Raw genomic sequence first — 14,485 nt, forward strand, 5'->3', positions numbered from 1 at the left:
TTTCGCCGCCGCGGGAGCACGCACGGGGGCGCCGCCTGCCGCGCGTTCACGCGCGAGGGCGCCGCTCATGTCGCCTCTCCGCCATGGTTGCGCGCGAGGGCGGATTCGGTCTCCTCCACATCCTCCTCGCCGGACAGCCAGTAGCCGTCGCGCAGGCAGAGGATGCAGCGGCAGACCTGGGCCAGTCCCTGGATGAAGAGCAAGAGCCCCGCCGCCACCAGCACGGACTTGAACTGGTAGATCGGGATGCCCGCGGGGCTGTTCACGCTCACCTCGCCATAGCCCCAGGACCGGGCGGAATATTTCCAGCCCGACAGGATCAGCGCGGTGATGCCCGGAAAGAAGAAGAGGATGTAGAGCACGAGATCCACCGCCGCCTGCGTGCGCGGGCGCCACATGCGGTAGAGGAAGTCGCCCCGCACATGGCCGTTGCGCGACAGCGTGTAGGCGCCGCCCATCATGAAGAGCGTGCCATACATGATGAAGGACACATCCAGCGACCAGGGCGTCGGCGCGTTGAAGACATAGCGGACGAGAACCTCGTAGCTGACGCCGAGGGTCATGAGGACGACGAGCCAGCCGAAGGCATGACCGAAAGCCGCCGACAGCCGGTCGGCAAAGCGGATGAAGGCGCGCATGGGATCTCCCGCAGGAAGGGGCCCCGGGACCGCCCCCGGGGCCGGATCGCGTCAGAGCTGGAGCTTGCCGGGGAAGTAGTGCTCGTAGGCCAGCCGCAGGTCGGCCTCGTTCATCAACTCGTAATAGCTGACCTGCTCGACCCAGGCGCGCTGGCTGTCGAGGACCTTCTTGAAGAAGGCATCGCCCTCCAGATCGGTGATCAGCCTGTCCCAGGCCTCGAGCTGGCCCGAGAGGATCTCGGTCGGTGTCCGGCGCACCTGCACCCCGTTCTCCGAGGCAAGCGCCGCGAGGTCGGCCGAGTACTGGCGCAGCGCCAGCGCGGTGTTCGAGGTCGAGGCCGCCTCGACCGCATATTTCAGGATCGCCTGCAGGTCGGGCTCCAGATCCTCGTAGAAGTCGCGGTTGAAGGTGTACTCAAAGCTCTCGGACGCCTGGTGGTACGAGGAGAGATAGTAGTTCTTCGCCACGTCCTGCGCGCCGAAGCGGCGGTCGGACGAGGGGTTGTTGAACTCGAAGGCGTCGATCACGCCGCGTTCCATCGCGGGCACGATCTCGCCGCCCGGAAGCTGGGCCACCGACATGCCCATCGCCTGCAGAAGGTCGGCGGCAAGGCCGACGGTGCGATACTTGAATCCCTGGATGTCGGCCACGCCGTTGACCTCGGACTTGAACCAGCCAAACGGCTGGGCGGGCATCGGAAAGCCGTAGAAGCCCACGATGTTCATGCCCAGGATGTCCTGCGTCAGCTCGCGGTAAAGATCCTGCCCGCCGCCCTGGTAGAACCAGCCGAGCATGGTCGTGGCCGAGCCGCCAAAGACGGGGCCGGTGCCGAAGAACGAGGCCGCCTTGGACTTGCCATACCAGTAGGCCGAAACGGAGTGCGATGCGTCGATCACCCCGTCATGCACGGCGTCCATCACCTGAAAGGCGCCGACCACGGCTCCGGCCGGCAGCAGGTCCACCCTGAGCCGACCGCCCGACATCTCTTCCACCCGCGTGACATATTCGCGGGCAAAATCCATCCAGATGTCCGAAGCGGGCCAGGATGTCTGCATCTTCATCACGATCGGAGACTGCGCCAGCACCGCCGGCGCGGCGAGCATGGATCCCGCAGCGGCGCCTCCGGCCAGGGCGCCGGTGCGCAGGAAAGAGCGGCGGGAATAGGCCGCCTTCTTCTCGATAGCCGTCATGTCATTCCTCCCAGTTGGCCGCACCCTCCCAAGCGCAGCCTTCGAAGTGTTGCCCGCAAGGAACGACATTTCAACAATTTCCGGCGGCCCTCGTCGTTTCGGATGAGGTGACGCAACGGAAACAGGCGCTGGCCGCGGGCCCCGCACCACCGGGACAGGGGTCTGATGGGCCCCGCCGCAACCGGAACGGCAGTTCCCGCGCCGCGCCGCCGCGGGGGCGGCGTCACTGATGGCGCAGCGCCTCGATCGGGTCAAGGCGGGCGGCACGGCGTGCGGGGAAATAGCCGAAGATCACCCCCACGAGCGCCGAGAAGCCGAAGGCCAGCAGCACGACCAGCGGGTCCGGCGTGAAGGGGATCAGCATGTAGCGCGAGGCCGCGAAGGCGAGACCGAGGCCCGCCGCGATTCCGATCATGCCCCCCAGCACCGACAGCACGACCGCCTCGACAAGGAACTGTGTCAGCACCTGTCCCGCCGTTGCCCCCACCGCAAGGCGGATGCCGATCTCGCGCGTGCGTTCGGTCACCGACACGAGCATGATGTTCATGATGCCGATGCCGCCCACCAGCAGGCTCACGGCCGCGACCGACGACAGCAGCCCCGCAAGCACCGTGTTGATGGAGGTCAGCATGGAGGCGATCTCCTTCATGTCGGTGACCGAGAAATTCTCCTCGTCGCCCGGGCCGATACGGCGCCTCTCGCGCAGGAGAGCGCTGATCTCGCGGATGCCGCGGGTGGCCGAGACGCCCTCCTGCAACGCGATCGACATGCCCGAGACATCCTGATCGCCCGCGAGCCGCCGCTGCACGGTGCGGATCGGCATCAGCACGAGATCGTCCTGATCCTGCCCGAACGAGCCCGCGCCCTTCGCCTGCAGAAGGCCCACCACCTCGCACGAGATCGACCGGATCCGCACCGTCCGGCCAAGCGGATCGGCCGCCCCGAAGAGCTTCTGGCGCACCGTGTCGCCCAGAACGCAGACGGCGGCGCCCTGCCGTTCTTCGGCCATCGTGAAGGCCCGCCCGCTGTCGAGCACCCAGTTCGCCACGGTCAGATAGTCGCTCGTGGTGCCGGTGATGGAGGTGGTGGCGTTGGCATTGCCATAGATCACGGTCTGGCCCGAAGAGGTGTTGGGCGCGACCGAGCGGATCACGGGCAGCTCCTGCAGGGCCTCGACATCGCGCAGCGTGAAGGCGGGCGAGGTGTCCCGCGTCCCCGGCCCCATCATCCGCTTGCCCGGCCGCACGATCAACACGTTGGTCCCGAGGCTTGCCACATTGGCCGAGACCTGCGCCGACGAGCCCTGCCCCACCGTCACCATGGCGATGACCGCGGCGACCCCGATCACGACCCCGAGGACCGTCAGGAACGACCGCAGCTTGTTCCTGACAATGGCGATGAAGGCGAGGCGGATCGTCTCCCACAGCATCTCAGGCCCTCGCCCTGACCGGTTCGTCGCGCGCAAGCCGCCCGTCGATGAAGGTGACGAGGCGGCTTGCATAGGCCGCGATATCCTCTTCGTGGGTGACCATGACGATGGTGATCCCTTCGCGGTTGAGCGCCTGCATCAGCTGCATGATCTCGTGGCTGCGGTGGCTGTCGAGGTTGCCGGTGGGCTCGTCGGCGAGGATGACCATCGGCTCGCCCGCAAGGGCCCGCGCAATGGCGACCCGCTGCTGCTGTCCACCCGAGAGCTGCGAGGGGTCGTGATGCTCGCGCCCCCCCAGCCCCACCCGCTCGAGCGCCGCGCGGGCCTTGTCGATCCTCTCGGCGCGGGGGATGCCCTTGTAGATCAGCGGCAGCTCGACATTCTCGAGCGCGGTGGTGCGGGCCAGCAGGTTGAAGCCCTGAAAGACGAAGCCGAGGAAATGCCGCCTGAGCAGCGCCCGCCCGTCGCGGTCAAGGCCCGAAACATCCGTGCCTTCGAACAGGTAGCGCCCCGAAGTGGGCCGGTCCAGACAGCCGATGATGTTCATCGCCGTGGACTTGCCCGAGCCCGAAGGCCCCATGATCGCCACGAACTCGCCGCGCCCGATGCGCAGGTCCACCCCGTCGAGCGCCCGCACCTCGGCCTCGCCCTCACCGTAGCGGCGGCCGATGCGCTCCAGCTCGATCAGCGGAACAGAGGTCATCAGCCGGCCTCGCGCTGGTCGGTGATCACGGCGTCGCCCTCGGCCAGCTCGCCGCCCCGGATCTCGGTGCGCCGCCCGTCGGTCTCGCCGGTCTCGACCGCCACCGCCTGCGGCTCGCCGCCGCGCAGCACCCAGACGCTCGGGCCGCCATCGGTCGCCGGACCGGACGAGGGCCCCGGAGGGCGTGGCATGATGAGGCCGAGGAGCCCGCCTCCGCGGTTGCCGCCCTGCCCGCCCGCGCTGGGTGCGGCGGGTGGGACGAAGCGCAGCGCGGCGTTCGGCACGAGCAACGCCTCCGCCACATCCGCCACCGTGATGGTGGCCGTGGCCGTCATGCCCGGCCGCAGCAGCCGGTCGCTGTTGTCCACCGAAAGGATCGCCTTGTAGGTCACGACCCCCTCCGTCGTTTCAGGCGCGTAGCGCACCTGCACGATCTCGGCCTTGAAGCTGCGGGCGGGGAAGGCATCGACCCGGAAGGTCGCGCGGTTGCCCATGCGCACGCGCCCGATGTCGGCCTCGTCGATATCGACGCGCAACTCCATCCGGTTCAGATCCTCGGCCAGGGTGAAGAGCACCGGCGTGTTGAGCGAGGAGGCCACGATCTGCCCGGTCTCGGCCGCCCGGTCGAGCACTATCCCCTTGATCGGCGAGCGGATCACCGACTTGGCCAGATCCACCCTCTGCACATCAAGGCTGGCGCGGGCCAGCGTGAGATCGGCCTCGGCGATCTTCACCTCGGCGATGGCGCGGTGGTTGGCCGCCTCGCTTGCGATCAGGTCGAGATGGGACGCGATCCCGCGCTGGTCGAGCGTCGAGCGCGAGCGGTAATTCTCGGCCGCCTCGCGCGCGGTGGCCTGGGCCTGCTCGAGCCGCCCCTCCGCCGCCTCGAGCGACGCCTCGGCATTGGCCACCTGCGCCCTCAGCCGTGTGTCGTCGAGCCGCGCCAGCGCCTGGCCGACCTCGACCTCGTCGTTGTAATCGACCTCGACCGCGGCAATCGTGCCCGAAAGCTCCGAGGAAACCTCGACCTGCGTCGTGGGCTGGACCGTGCCCGTCGCCGTCACGGTGACGGTCAGCGCACCCCGCGCGACGGGTTCGGTGACATAGGCGACGGCCGTCCCCGCGCCCTGCCGTGCCGCCCAGACCGCGGCCGCCCCCGCCAGCAGCACCAGCGCCAGCAGCGGCCAGAGCCACCACCTGTTGCGGCGGCGCCTGTTGAGGATGCGGGCCAGTTCGTCACTCTTGTCGCTCATCAATCCTTCTCCGGCGATCCTCCGCCACATTTTCTGCATAGGCGAGCCGCCGACGGAAGGGTTTGCGCCAGATCATGCCCCGCACATCGGTTTGCCCGCGCCCGTCGCGCCGGACCCGCCCCACATCAAGCAGATAGCCCCCATTACGGCCGACCATGGGCAATCCGTCCCTTCCAGCCCTCACATGCCCGTGAAGTCCCCCCGCAGGGCTGCGCCGCCTCGGCGGCTCAAGCATGCGTGCCACGAAGGCACTGGCGCCTCCCGGTGCCCGCGCGATGGGCAGCCCGAGGCAGATCCGGCGCAACTGACGGGAGGTCGCGTCGCATGGTCAAACCTTGCGGAAAGGAGCAGTGCTGCAGACGGGGCCGCCGGGTTCGGGCCAGGGCAAGCGGAGGAAGGCACGACGCTTGCACGGGCCTGGCGGAGACAGCCGCGAAAGAGCGTGACAGGACGATGAAGCTGTTGGTTTACACGGGGCCTCGCGGCCCGGTGCCGGAAAACCGGATGGAGTTCGTGCGCAAGATCCGTCAGGCGCTGAGCATGCGCGACTGCGCCATCGCCCCCGAGGATGCCCATGCCGCCTGGAGCGCCTATTCCGCCTCGGCCGGCTGGCCGTGGGTGCGGGTCCCGGAAGACACCTACGAGGTTCTGTCGCGCATTCGCCCCCACCTGCGCCCCGAACCGGCGGCTTCCCGCTAGGCTTGGCCGTCCATCGCGGCGCTTTCCGGCGCCAACCTGTCCGCATGTCCTGTGCGCAGCCTCTTCAGGAACTTCCGCGCGCCGATGCCGTTGTGCGCGGTAGCCGAAGGGCACTTGACAGAATATGCATTCGAAAGGACAGAAAATGATTCGCAGCAAGACGATCTGGCTTTCCGCAGCGGCCGCGCTGCTGGCCGGCGCCGCCTCGGCCCAGGTGCAGGAAGCGCGTCCGATCACGGATCTGAACCTGCGCTCCGGCCCCGGCTCGAACTACACGATCGTGGGTGTCGCGCCGCTGGATGCGCTGGTCATGGTCGAGGGCTGCGTCGAAGGTGCCAACTGGTGCCGCGTGAACTACGAGGGCACGTCGGGCTGGGCGGCGGGCAACTATCTCGCCATGTCGATCGAGGAGACCGCCGTGCCGCTGGCCTCGGGCGATCCGCGCGTGACCTACGAGACCATGACCTATGAGGAGGACAACGACGGCGCCAGCGTCCTCGCCGGCGGGGCCGCCGGTGCAGCCTCGGGCGCGGCGATCGGCGGCCCCGCGGGCGCGCTGATCGGCGGCGTTCTTGGCATGGCGGGCGGCGACGCGCTCGATCCGCCCGACCGCACGACCGTCACCTATGTGCAGCAGCATCCGGTCGAGCCGGTCTGGCTCGAAGGCGAGGTGGTGACCGGCGCGGCCATCCCCGACACGGTCACCCTGACGCCGATACCGGAGAGCACCTACTCCTACAGCTATGTCAACGGCGTCCCGGTCATCGTCGAGCCGCAGCAGCGCCAGATCATCCACATCGTCCGCTGAGCCAAGGGCGGAGGACGCCGGGCGGGTCATCCGCCCGGCAGCCCCTGTCACGGCAGCAGCACGGTCGCGCCGGTGGTGCGGCGGCCCTCAAGGGCGCGATGCGCCTCGGCCGCGTCCTTCAGCGCGAAGGTCTGGCCGATCTTCGGCACGACCCGGCCCGCGGCCACCATGGCGAAGAGATCCGCCGCACGCGCCTCAAGCTCCTCACGGGCCGCAATGAAGTGGAAGAGCGACGGCCGGCTGGCCGTGAAGCTCGCCGTCGCGAGATCCTTGAAGCGGAAATCGTCGAGCAGCCCCGACGACTGGCCGAAGCAGATGAAACTGCCCCGCGGCCGCAGGCTCCTGAGCGAGCCGCGCCATGTCGAGCGGCCGACCGAGTCATAGACGACGTCGCAGCCACGCCCTCCGGTGAGGTCCATCACGGCCTCGGCGAAATCCACCGCCTCGTAGTCGATGACATGATCGTACCCGTTCGCGCGGGCCAGCTCGGCCTTGGCCGGGCCACCCACCGTGCCGATCGTGACGGCGCCCTTCTCCTTCAGCCACTGGCCGAGAAGCTGGCCCACCCCTCCGGCCGCCGCATGGACGAGGACATGATGCCCCGCCTCGACCCGGAAGCTCGAGTGGATCAGATAGTGCGCGGTCAGGCCCTTCAGCATGATCGAGGCCGCCACCTCGTCGGCGATCTCGTCGGGCAGCTTCACCAGCCGGTCGGCCGGCACGACCCGCGCCGTGCGGCAGGCACCGTTGGGCATCGTGTAGGCCACGCGGTCGCCCGGAGCCAGGCCGCTCACGCCCTCGCCCAGCTCCTCCACGACACCGGCCGCCTCGCCACCCGGGACCAGCTCGGCGCCGGGCCAGGGATAGTTGCCCGACCGGAAGTAGCAGTCGATGAAGTTGAGGCCCACCGCCGTCTGGCGCAGACGGACCTCGCCGGGGCCGGGGCGGCCTGCAGGGCGCTCGGCCCATTCGAGCACCTCGGGACCGCCGGGGCGGGTGGCGATGATGGCGAAGTCTGTCATGTCTGCACCTGGAATTCGGGATCGACCGGCACCTGAAGCGCGGTCACGAGTTGATTGGTCTGCGCGGCCATGCCGAGAACGGCCAGGAACTCGGCCTCCTGTGCCTCGGTCAGGCCCTTGGCGCGGGCGGCGGCGGTGTGGGAATGGGCGCAGTAGGAACAGCCGTTCGTCACCGAGACGGCGATGTAGATCAGCTCCTTGGTCAGAGGGTCGAGCGCGCCGGGCGCCATCACCTGCCTGAGCCGCGCCCATGTGCTTTCCAGCAGCTCGGGCTGGGTGGCGAGCGCGCGCCAGAAATTGTTGATGAAGTCGGTGTTCCGCGTGGCGCGGATATCGGCGAAGACGGCCGCCACGCGCGGATCGCGGGCGGCCTCCTCGTCGGTCAGAAGCCGGACTGTGGCCATGGAATCCTCGGGTTGGGCCGGCCCGCCGGGGCCGGCGCGATGGTCAGATCAGCGCGATGATGCGGGCCGGACCGCCGGTGCCGCCGCGGTGCTTGGGCGCGCCGATGACAAGAGTAGCGCCCGTCGCCGGCAGCTTGTCGAGATTGGCCAGACATTCGATGCCGAACCGCCCCGATGGCAGCCAGGCATAGTGCGTTGCGAAATCCGGCGACATGCCGTGGTCGAGCGAGAGCGTATCCACCCCGATCGAGCCCGCCTGCGTCTCGAGCAGCATCTGCGCCGCCTCGACATGGAAGCCCGGATAATGGCCCATGTCGTCCTCACCCTTGTTGCGGTAGCGGTCCGTCGCGACATGCCGGCCCCAGCCCGAATGCATGGCCACGCAGGCGTTGGGCGGGATCTCTCCGTGCTGCGCGATCCAGGCCTGCAGGTCGTCGGGCGTCACCTGGGCGTCGGCGTCATCCTCGGCCCGCGCCGCGATATCGACGATGCAGAGCGGCACCACCAGATTGCCCACCGGGATCTCGGCCACGCTCATCCCGTCGGCCGAGAAGTGGAGCGGGGCGTCGACATGGGTTCCGGTATGTTCGTTCACCCGGAACTCGGCGAGGTTGAACTTGTGCTCGGCGTAATTGAACTTCTGGTCGAAGAAGAACTGCTGCTCGCCGAAGAAGGTCGGGAAGCCCTCGTGCAGCTCGTGCGTCAGATCCTCGACCGACTGGTGGCCCTGGGCGAGCGCGGCGGGAGCCTGGAACGCGGCTCCGGCCGCCGCCAGACCGGCCGCGCCTGCAAAGAAGCTCCGGCGCGAGAGCATCCGCTCCTTCACCGCGTTGGTCACGCAGACGTCACACATAAGGTTCTCCCTGTTTTCCGCTTATTCTCCCGCGCAGCCTGCCCGAGTGACGGCGGCTGTCAAGCGCAGCGATGGTCTGATCTGCCCCCACGGAACCCGGCTTATGCAGATGCAAACTCTTCGTGAGCGGCTTGCCCCCGGACCGCCGGCACTAGATCGCCCCGAGAGCGCCCGGAAAAACGAGAGCAGACGCCATGCTGACCGCGGAAATCCTGGCACGGATACAGTTCGCCTTCACCGTGTCGTTCCATATCATCTTCCCGGCCTTTTCCATCGGGCTGGCCAGTTACCTCGCCGTCCTCAACGGGCTGTGGCTTCGGACGAAGGACGAAACCTACCTCACGCTCTTCAACCACTGGAAGAAGATCTTCGCGGTGGCCTTCGGCATGGGCGTCGTCTCGGGCATCGTGATGTCTTACCAGTTTGGCACGAACTGGTCGGTCTTCTCGGACCGCGCGGGGCCGGTGGTGGGCCCGCTGATGGCCTACGAGGTGCTCACCGCCTTCTTTCTCGAGGCGGGCTTCCTCGGGATCATGCTCTTCGGCCGCAAGCGCGTGGGCGACGGGCTGCACATGTTCGCAACCGCGATGGTGGCCTTCGGCACGCTGCTGTCGGCCACCTGGATCCTGTCGGTGAACAGCTGGATGCAGACGCCCGCCGGCTTCTCGATCGGCGAGAACGGGCAGTTCCTGCCCGAGGACTGGTGGGCGATCGTCTTCAACCCCTCGTTCCCCTACCGGCTGGTGCATATGGTGCTGGCGGCCTACCTGACGACGGCGCTGGTGGTGGCGGGGGCCGCGGGCTGGCACCTGCTGCGCGACCGCACCAACCCGGCCACGCGGCGCATGTTCTCGATGGCGACGGGCATGATCCTCGTCGTGGCCCCGATCCAGATCATCGCGGGCGACATGCACGGGCTGAACACGCTCGAGCATCAGCCGGTGAAGGTCATGGCGATGGAGGGCCATTTCGAGAGCCACCCCGAAGGCGCGCCGCTGATCCTCTTCGGCCTGCCCGACCAGGAGGCGCAGCAGATGCGCTGGTCGGTCGAGATCCCCAAACTCTCGAGCCTGATCCTCAAACATTCGCTGGATGCGCCGCTCGACGGGCTGGACACGGTGCCCTACGAGGATCAGCCTCCCGTGGCCATCGTCTTCTGGTCCTTCCGGGTGATGGTGACGCTGGGAATGCTGATGCTGGGGCTGGGGCTCTGGTCGCTCTGGGCGCGTTACAAGGGCCGGCTTTACGACTGGCCGGCGCTGCATCGGGCGGCGTTGGCGATGGGGCCCGCAGGCTTCGTCGCGGTGCTGGCCGGCTGGATCACGACCGAGGTCGGCCGCCAGCCCTATACGGTTTACGGGCACCTGCGCACCTCCGAGAGCCTGTCGCCGCTCGATGCCTCGGCGGTGGCAAGCTCGCTGGTGGCCTTCATCGTGGTCTATTTCTTCGTCTTCGGCGCGGGCACCTTCTATCTGCTGCGCATGATGTCGCTGCCGCCGGGAACCGAGCGGATGGGCCTGCGCGACGGCCCGATCCGCACCGCCGGCATCACGCCCGGTCTGGCCGAGGATCCGCGCGAGAGGAGCGACTGACATGCTGGGACTGGAGCTTTCCTTCATCTGGGCCGGGATCATCGCCTTCGCGGTGCTGGTCTATGTCATCCTCGACGGGTTCGATCTGGGCGTGGGCATCCTCTTTCCCTTCGCCAAGGATGAACGCGAGCGCGACGTGATGATGAACTCGGTGGCGCCGATCTGGGACGGCAACGAGACGTGGCTCGTCCTTGGCGGCGGCGGGCTCTTCGCGGTCTTTCCGCTGGCCTATGCGGTGGTGATGCCCGCGCTTTACGTCCCGATCATCGCGATGCTGCTGGCGCTGATCTTCCGCGGCGTGGCCTTCGAATACCGCTGGCGCACGGTGCGCTGGAAGCGGCTGTGGGACTGGGCCTTCTTCGGCGGATCGCTGGTGGCGGGCCTGTCGCAGGGGATCGCGCTCGGCGCGCTGGTGCAGGGGATCGAGGTCGAGAACCGCGCCTACGCCGGCGGCTGGTTCGACTGGTTCACGCCCTTCTCGCTGTTGACCGGGCTCGCCGTCGCCACGGGCTACGCGCTGCTCGGCGCGACCTGGTGCAACATGAAGCTCGAGGGCCGGGTGCAGGAGCACATGCGCCGCCTTGCCCGGCCGCTGGCGCTGGCAACGCTCGGCTTCCTGGGTCTCGTCAGTCTCTTCACCCCGCTTCAGGACGCCGTCTATGCCGAGCGGTGGTTCCGCTGGCCCACGATGGTCTGGTCGCTTGCCGTGCCGGTGCTGGTGGCGCTCGCGGCCTGGCGGCTCTGGCGCGGACTCGAGCAGGGCGACGATCGCGCGCCCTTCCTCTGTGCCCTCGGCTTCTTCGTGCTTGGCTTCGTCGGGATCGGGATCAGCTTCTATCCGATGATGGTCCCGCCCGAGCTGACCATCGTCGAGGCGGCGGCCCCCGACGAGAGCCTGCTCTTCACCCTCGTCGGGACGGTGGTGATGGTCCCGATCATCCTAGCCTACACCGCCTACACCTACTGGGTGTTCCGCGGAAAGATCGATCCCGACGAGGGCTACCACTGAGAGGTCCTGCCGCAAGGGCGGCGGCAGGACCGCGACGCCGGGGCCTGCCGCGGATCGCCACCGGCCCCGTGCTAGACGGAACCGGGCCTGACCCACTCGAAGATCTCGACGCTCCGGGCCGCGCTGCAGCCGCCGCAGCCCGACGAGGCGCAGCCCGGATCCACCGTCCGGCGCACGAGGCCCTTGGCGATCCAGTGGTCGAGCATTCCCCGCATCGCCTCGGGGTCACGCCCGAAATGGAGCGCGAGGTCGGTCAGCGTAACGCGCCCCCGCTCCTGCACGAGCCTGCGGATGTCCAGCAGCATCTGTGCCTCCCCCTCAGACCACGGCCGGGACGTTCGGCCCACCCTGGCGGCCGAGACGGCGCAGGACCAGGATGGTGAGCCCGAAGACACCCAGGATCCCCGCGATCCACAGGCCCGACGAGACCGGATGCCGCGCCAGTGTCGCCGCCTGATAGAAGAGCACGGCCGAGCCCCAGCCCATCAGCAGCGTCCAGCCGCTGACGAAGGCGGTCCAGCGGGCCCCCGCCTCGCGCCAGATGGCCGAGATCGCCGCGGTGCAGGGCACATAGAGCAGCACCATCAGCAGATAGGCGAAGGCTCCCACCTGGCCGTCGAAGAGCGCGCGCATGGCGCCGAACGTCCCGGCCTCGACGCCCTGCTCCTCGGCTGCGGCGTCGATTTCCGCAATCTCCCCCACCGAGAGACCGAGCGGGTCGGCCACGCTGTCCGCGATCCCCGACAGATTCTCGCCGATCGTGCCCCAGGCCTCGGAAAGGCCGGCCGCGAGATCGTAGGAAGGTGCCTCATCGCCCATGCCGGGATCGTCCGCACCGGCGGCCGACGCCTCGGCCAGACCGGAATAGAGCGCGTTCAGCGTGCCGACCACCGCCTCCTTGGCCAGCAGGCCGGTGAAGACGCCGACCGTGGCGGGCCAGTTTTCCTCGCGGATGCCCATCGGCTCGAAGACCGGAACGATGGCCTGACCGATGCCGGCCAGAACCGAACTCTCGGTGTCCTCGTTCCCAAAGCTTCCGTCGCGGCCCCACGAGTTCAGGACGGCGATCACCGCCACCACGGGCACCAGAACTCGGCCCGCACGGATCACGAAGGCCTTCAGCCGGTCCCATGTGCGGATCAGCACCGTCCGAAGCGTGGGCAGATGGTAAGGCGGCAGCTCCATCACGAAAGGCGAGGTCTGCCCCGGCAGCAGCGTGTGCTTCAGCACGAAGCCCGTGAAAACGGCGGCCAGAATCCCGATCAGATAGAGCGCGAAGACAAGGTTCTGCCCGTTGGTGGGGAAGAAGGCCGCGGCAAACAGGGCATAGACCGGCAGCCGCGCCCCGCAGGACATGAAGGGGGTCATGGCGATGGTCATCGTCCGGTCGCGCTCGGCCTCGAGCGTGCGGCTGGCCATCACGGCAGGCACGTTGCAGCCAAAACCCACGATCAGCGGCACGAAGCTCTTTCCCGGCAGGCCGATCAGCCGCATGAACCGGTCCATCACGAAGGCGGCCCGCGCCATGTAGCCCGAATCCTCCAGCGCCGAGAGGAAGAGGAACAGGCAGGCGATGATGGGGATGAAGGTCGCCACCGTCTGGATGCCGCCGCCCACCCCCGAGGCCAGCACCGTCGTCAGCCACTCGGGGCTGCCCGCCTGCCCCAGCAGATGCGCCACCCCATCCACGAAGATCGTCGCCGCCGCGATGTCGAAGAAGTCGATGAAGGCGCTGCCCACGTTGATCGTGAACATGAACATCAGATACATCACGAAGAGGAAGATCGGGATGCCCAGCAGACGGTTCAGCACGACGCGGTCGATCCGGTCCGAGAGCGACCGGCCGACCAGTCCCGCGCGCCGCACGACGCCCTCGGTCAGGGCGGCCACGGCCTCGTATCGGCCGCTCGCGATCATCGTGTCGGCGTCGCAGCCGAGATCCGCCTCAATCCGCGCCCGAAGCTCATCCACGCGGGAGCCGAGGGCGGGAAAGCGCGCCACGAGCCTGTTGTCGCCCTCGAGCAGTTCCAGCGCCAGCCAGCGCTGCGCGCGCAGGCCCCCGGCCGCCTCGAGATGCGGCACCAGCTCCTGGACCGCGGCCTCGATCTCCTCGACATAGGCGATGGGCGCATGGGTGGCCGTGCCCGTGTCGGCAACACGCGCCACCGTGGCCTTCAGATCCTCGATCCCCCCACCCCTCGAGGCGACGATCGGCACCACCGGGCAGCCGAGCCGCTCCGAAAGGGCGGGAATGTCGATGGTGATGCCCTCGGCCTTCGCGATGTCGGTCATGTTCAGCGCGAGGATGAGCGGCACGCCCATCTCGATCAGCTGCACCGTGAGATAAAGGTTCCGCTCGAGGTTCGAGGCATCGATGATGTTGACCACAAGCTGCGCCTCGCCCGACAGGGCGAAGTCCCGCGCGATGCGCTCGTCGGTTGAGACGGAATGGCCCGACCCCAGTGAGTAGGTGCCGGGCAGATCCACCACCGTCCAGGTGTGGCTGCCGATGCGGACCAGCCCCTCCTTCTTCTCGACGGTGACGCCGGGCCAGTTGCCGACCATCTGGCGCGTCCCGGTGAGCGCGTTGAAGAGCGTGGTCTTGCCGCAGTTGGGATTGCCGAGCAGGGCTACGGTGCGTTCCGTCACGGGCGGACCTCCTCGACCAGAAGCGCCTCGGCCTCGGCCTTGCGCAGCGAAAGCCGAAAGCCGCGCAGTTCGATCTCGACCGGATCGCCCAGCGGCGCGGCGCGGACCATGCGGAACGCGGTTCCGGGCGTCAGGCCCATCGACAGCAGCTTGCGCCGGTAGGCCGCGCCGCCCTCGGCATAGCCGGACACCCGTCCTGCGGCCCCTGCCACCATGTCACGCAGCTTCATGCTCA

At 68.4% G+C, this 14,485-nt stretch carries 15 protein-coding genes; 4 read left to right on the forward strand and 11 right to left on the reverse strand.

Annotated features, from left to right (window positions below; genetic code table 11):
- Positions 1-65 precede the first annotated feature (65 nt).
- From LV780_RS16330 to LV780_RS16350, 5 genes are all read right to left on the reverse strand, one after another.
- The gene (locus LV780_RS16330; RefSeq protein ID WP_011910745.1) at positions 66-638 is read right to left on the reverse strand and encodes a TRAP transporter small permease subunit; all 573 of its coding nucleotides are present in this window, start codon (positions 636-638) and stop codon (positions 66-68) included.
- 51 nt (positions 639-689) lie between these two features.
- On the reverse strand, positions 690-1,829 hold the full coding sequence (locus LV780_RS16335; protein ID WP_011910744.1) for a TRAP transporter substrate-binding protein: 1,140 nt from the start codon (positions 1,827-1,829) through the stop codon (positions 690-692).
- Between the two features lie 223 nt (positions 1,830-2,052).
- Complete coding sequence (locus tag LV780_RS16340; protein ID WP_011910743.1) at positions 2,053-3,258, reverse strand: ABC transporter permease; 1,206 nt, start codon at positions 3,256-3,258, stop codon at positions 2,053-2,055.
- Between the two features lies 1 nt (position 3,259).
- Positions 3,260-3,961: an ABC transporter ATP-binding protein gene (locus LV780_RS16345; RefSeq protein ID WP_108221139.1), complete on the reverse strand. Its 702-nt coding sequence runs from the start codon at positions 3,959-3,961 to the stop codon at positions 3,260-3,262.
- Positions 3,961-5,214 (reverse strand): efflux RND transporter periplasmic adaptor subunit, encoded by a 1,254-nt coding sequence (locus LV780_RS16350; protein ID WP_180325108.1) that lies wholly within the window; start codon positions 5,212-5,214, stop codon positions 3,961-3,963. Before LV780_RS16350 ends, LV780_RS16345 begins: the two co-directional genes overlap by 1 nt.
- 453 nt (positions 5,215-5,667) lie before the next feature.
- On the opposite strand from LV780_RS16350, the gene LV780_RS16355 reads away from it, so the two are divergent.
- Together LV780_RS16355 and LV780_RS16360 are read left to right on the forward strand one after the other, a co-directional pair.
- Positions 5,668-5,913, forward strand: a complete 246-nt coding sequence (locus tag LV780_RS16355) for a hypothetical protein (protein ID WP_233864155.1) — start codon at positions 5,668-5,670, stop codon at positions 5,911-5,913.
- 145 nt (positions 5,914-6,058) lie between these two features.
- The gene (locus LV780_RS16360) at positions 6,059-6,721 is read left to right on the forward strand and encodes a DUF1236 domain-containing protein (protein ID WP_108221138.1); all 663 of its coding nucleotides are present in this window, start codon (positions 6,059-6,061) and stop codon (positions 6,719-6,721) included.
- 47 nt (positions 6,722-6,768) lie between these two features.
- Here LV780_RS16360 and LV780_RS16365 read toward each other — a convergent pair whose 3' ends face one another.
- Genes LV780_RS16365 through LV780_RS16375 form a run of 3 tightly spaced genes read right to left on the reverse strand, consistent with a single transcriptional unit; the run spans position 6,769 to position 9,000 of the window.
- Complete coding sequence (locus tag LV780_RS16365) at positions 6,769-7,743, reverse strand: quinone oxidoreductase family protein (protein ID WP_101339904.1); 975 nt, start codon at positions 7,741-7,743, stop codon at positions 6,769-6,771.
- On the reverse strand, positions 7,740-8,147 hold the full coding sequence (locus LV780_RS16370; protein ID WP_011910737.1) for a carboxymuconolactone decarboxylase family protein: 408 nt from the start codon (positions 8,145-8,147) through the stop codon (positions 7,740-7,742). The genes LV780_RS16365 and LV780_RS16370 overlap by 4 nt, the downstream gene beginning before the upstream one ends.
- 43 nt (positions 8,148-8,190) lie before the next feature.
- Positions 8,191-9,000, reverse strand: coding sequence for a cyclase family protein (locus LV780_RS16375; protein ID WP_108221137.1), 810 nt, complete (start codon positions 8,998-9,000; stop codon positions 8,191-8,193).
- A 194-nt stretch (positions 9,001-9,194) separates the two neighbouring features.
- Here LV780_RS16375 and LV780_RS16380 point away from each other — a divergent pair, with 194 nt between their 5' ends.
- Together LV780_RS16380 and cydB are read left to right on the forward strand one after the other, a co-directional pair.
- Positions 9,195-10,592 carry a cytochrome ubiquinol oxidase subunit I gene (locus LV780_RS16380; RefSeq protein ID WP_011910735.1) on the forward strand — a complete coding sequence of 466 codons (1,398 nt, stop codon included), beginning with the start codon at positions 9,195-9,197 and terminating at the stop codon, positions 10,590-10,592.
- A 1-nt stretch (position 10,593) separates the two neighbouring features.
- The gene (gene cydB / locus LV780_RS16385) at positions 10,594-11,601 is read left to right on the forward strand and encodes a cytochrome d ubiquinol oxidase subunit II (protein WP_101339901.1); all 1,008 of its coding nucleotides are present in this window, start codon (positions 10,594-10,596) and stop codon (positions 11,599-11,601) included.
- A gap of 71 nt (positions 11,602-11,672) precedes the next feature.
- On the opposite strand, the gene LV780_RS16390 is transcribed toward cydB, so the two are convergent.
- Genes LV780_RS16390 through LV780_RS16400 form a run of 3 tightly spaced genes read right to left on the reverse strand, consistent with a single transcriptional unit; the run spans position 11,673 to position 14,480 of the window.
- On the reverse strand, positions 11,673-11,906 hold the full coding sequence (locus LV780_RS16390; RefSeq protein WP_011910733.1) for a FeoC-like transcriptional regulator: 234 nt from the start codon (positions 11,904-11,906) through the stop codon (positions 11,673-11,675).
- A gap of 13 nt (positions 11,907-11,919) precedes the next feature.
- Positions 11,920-14,250: a Fe(2+) transporter permease subunit FeoB gene (feoB, locus tag LV780_RS16395; protein ID WP_108221136.1), complete on the reverse strand. Its 2,331-nt coding sequence runs from the start codon at positions 14,248-14,250 to the stop codon at positions 11,920-11,922.
- Positions 14,247-14,480, reverse strand: a complete 234-nt coding sequence (locus LV780_RS16400) for a FeoA family protein (RefSeq protein ID WP_044249593.1) — start codon at positions 14,478-14,480, stop codon at positions 14,247-14,249. The genes feoB and LV780_RS16400 overlap by 4 nt, the downstream gene beginning before the upstream one ends.
- Positions 14,481-14,485: the final 5 nt, after the last annotated feature.

Origin of the sequence: Cereibacter azotoformans, from assembly GCF_021391315.1 — a bacterium.
GTDB lineage: Bacteria > Pseudomonadota > Alphaproteobacteria > Rhodobacterales > Rhodobacteraceae > Cereibacter_A > Cereibacter_A azotoformans.

What these genes read in the sequence shown, in the direction of transcription:
- LV780_RS16330 (WP_011910745.1), bottom strand. Translation starts at nt 638, where the DNA reads ATGCGCGCCTTCATCCGCTTTGCCGACCGGCTGTCGGCGGCTTTCGGT.
- LV780_RS16335 (WP_011910744.1), bottom strand. Translation starts at nt 1,829, where the DNA reads ATGACGGCTATCGAGAAGAAGGCGGCCTATTCCCGCCGCTCTTTCCTG.
- LV780_RS16340 (WP_011910743.1), bottom strand. Translation starts at nt 3,258, where the DNA reads ATGCTGTGGGAGACGATCCGCCTCGCCTTCATCGCCATTGTCAGGAAC.
- LV780_RS16345 (WP_108221139.1), bottom strand. Translation starts at nt 3,961, where the DNA reads ATGACCTCTGTTCCGCTGATCGAGCTGGAGCGCATCGGCCGCCGCTAC.
- LV780_RS16350 (WP_180325108.1), bottom strand. Translation starts at nt 5,214, where the DNA reads ATGAGCGACAAGAGTGACGAACTGGCCCGCATCCTCAACAGGCGCCGC.
- LV780_RS16355 (WP_233864155.1), top strand. Translation starts at nt 5,668, where the DNA reads ATGAAGCTGTTGGTTTACACGGGGCCTCGCGGCCCGGTGCCGGAAAAC.
- LV780_RS16360 (WP_108221138.1), top strand. Translation starts at nt 6,059, where the DNA reads ATGATTCGCAGCAAGACGATCTGGCTTTCCGCAGCGGCCGCGCTGCTG.
- LV780_RS16365 (WP_101339904.1), bottom strand. Translation starts at nt 7,743, where the DNA reads ATGACAGACTTCGCCATCATCGCCACCCGCCCCGGCGGTCCCGAGGTG.
- LV780_RS16370 (WP_011910737.1), bottom strand. Translation starts at nt 8,147, where the DNA reads ATGGCCACAGTCCGGCTTCTGACCGACGAGGAGGCCGCCCGCGATCCG.
- LV780_RS16375 (WP_108221137.1), bottom strand. Translation starts at nt 9,000, where the DNA reads ATGTGTGACGTCTGCGTGACCAACGCGGTGAAGGAGCGGATGCTCTCG.
- LV780_RS16380 (WP_011910735.1), top strand. Translation starts at nt 9,195, where the DNA reads ATGCTGACCGCGGAAATCCTGGCACGGATACAGTTCGCCTTCACCGTG.
- cydB (WP_101339901.1), top strand. Translation starts at nt 10,594, where the DNA reads ATGCTGGGACTGGAGCTTTCCTTCATCTGGGCCGGGATCATCGCCTTC.
- LV780_RS16390 (WP_011910733.1), bottom strand. Translation starts at nt 11,906, where the DNA reads ATGCTGCTGGACATCCGCAGGCTCGTGCAGGAGCGGGGGCGCGTTACG.
- LV780_RS16400 (WP_044249593.1), bottom strand. Translation starts at nt 14,480, where the DNA reads ATGAAGCTGCGTGACATGGTGGCAGGGGCCGCAGGACGGGTGTCCGGC.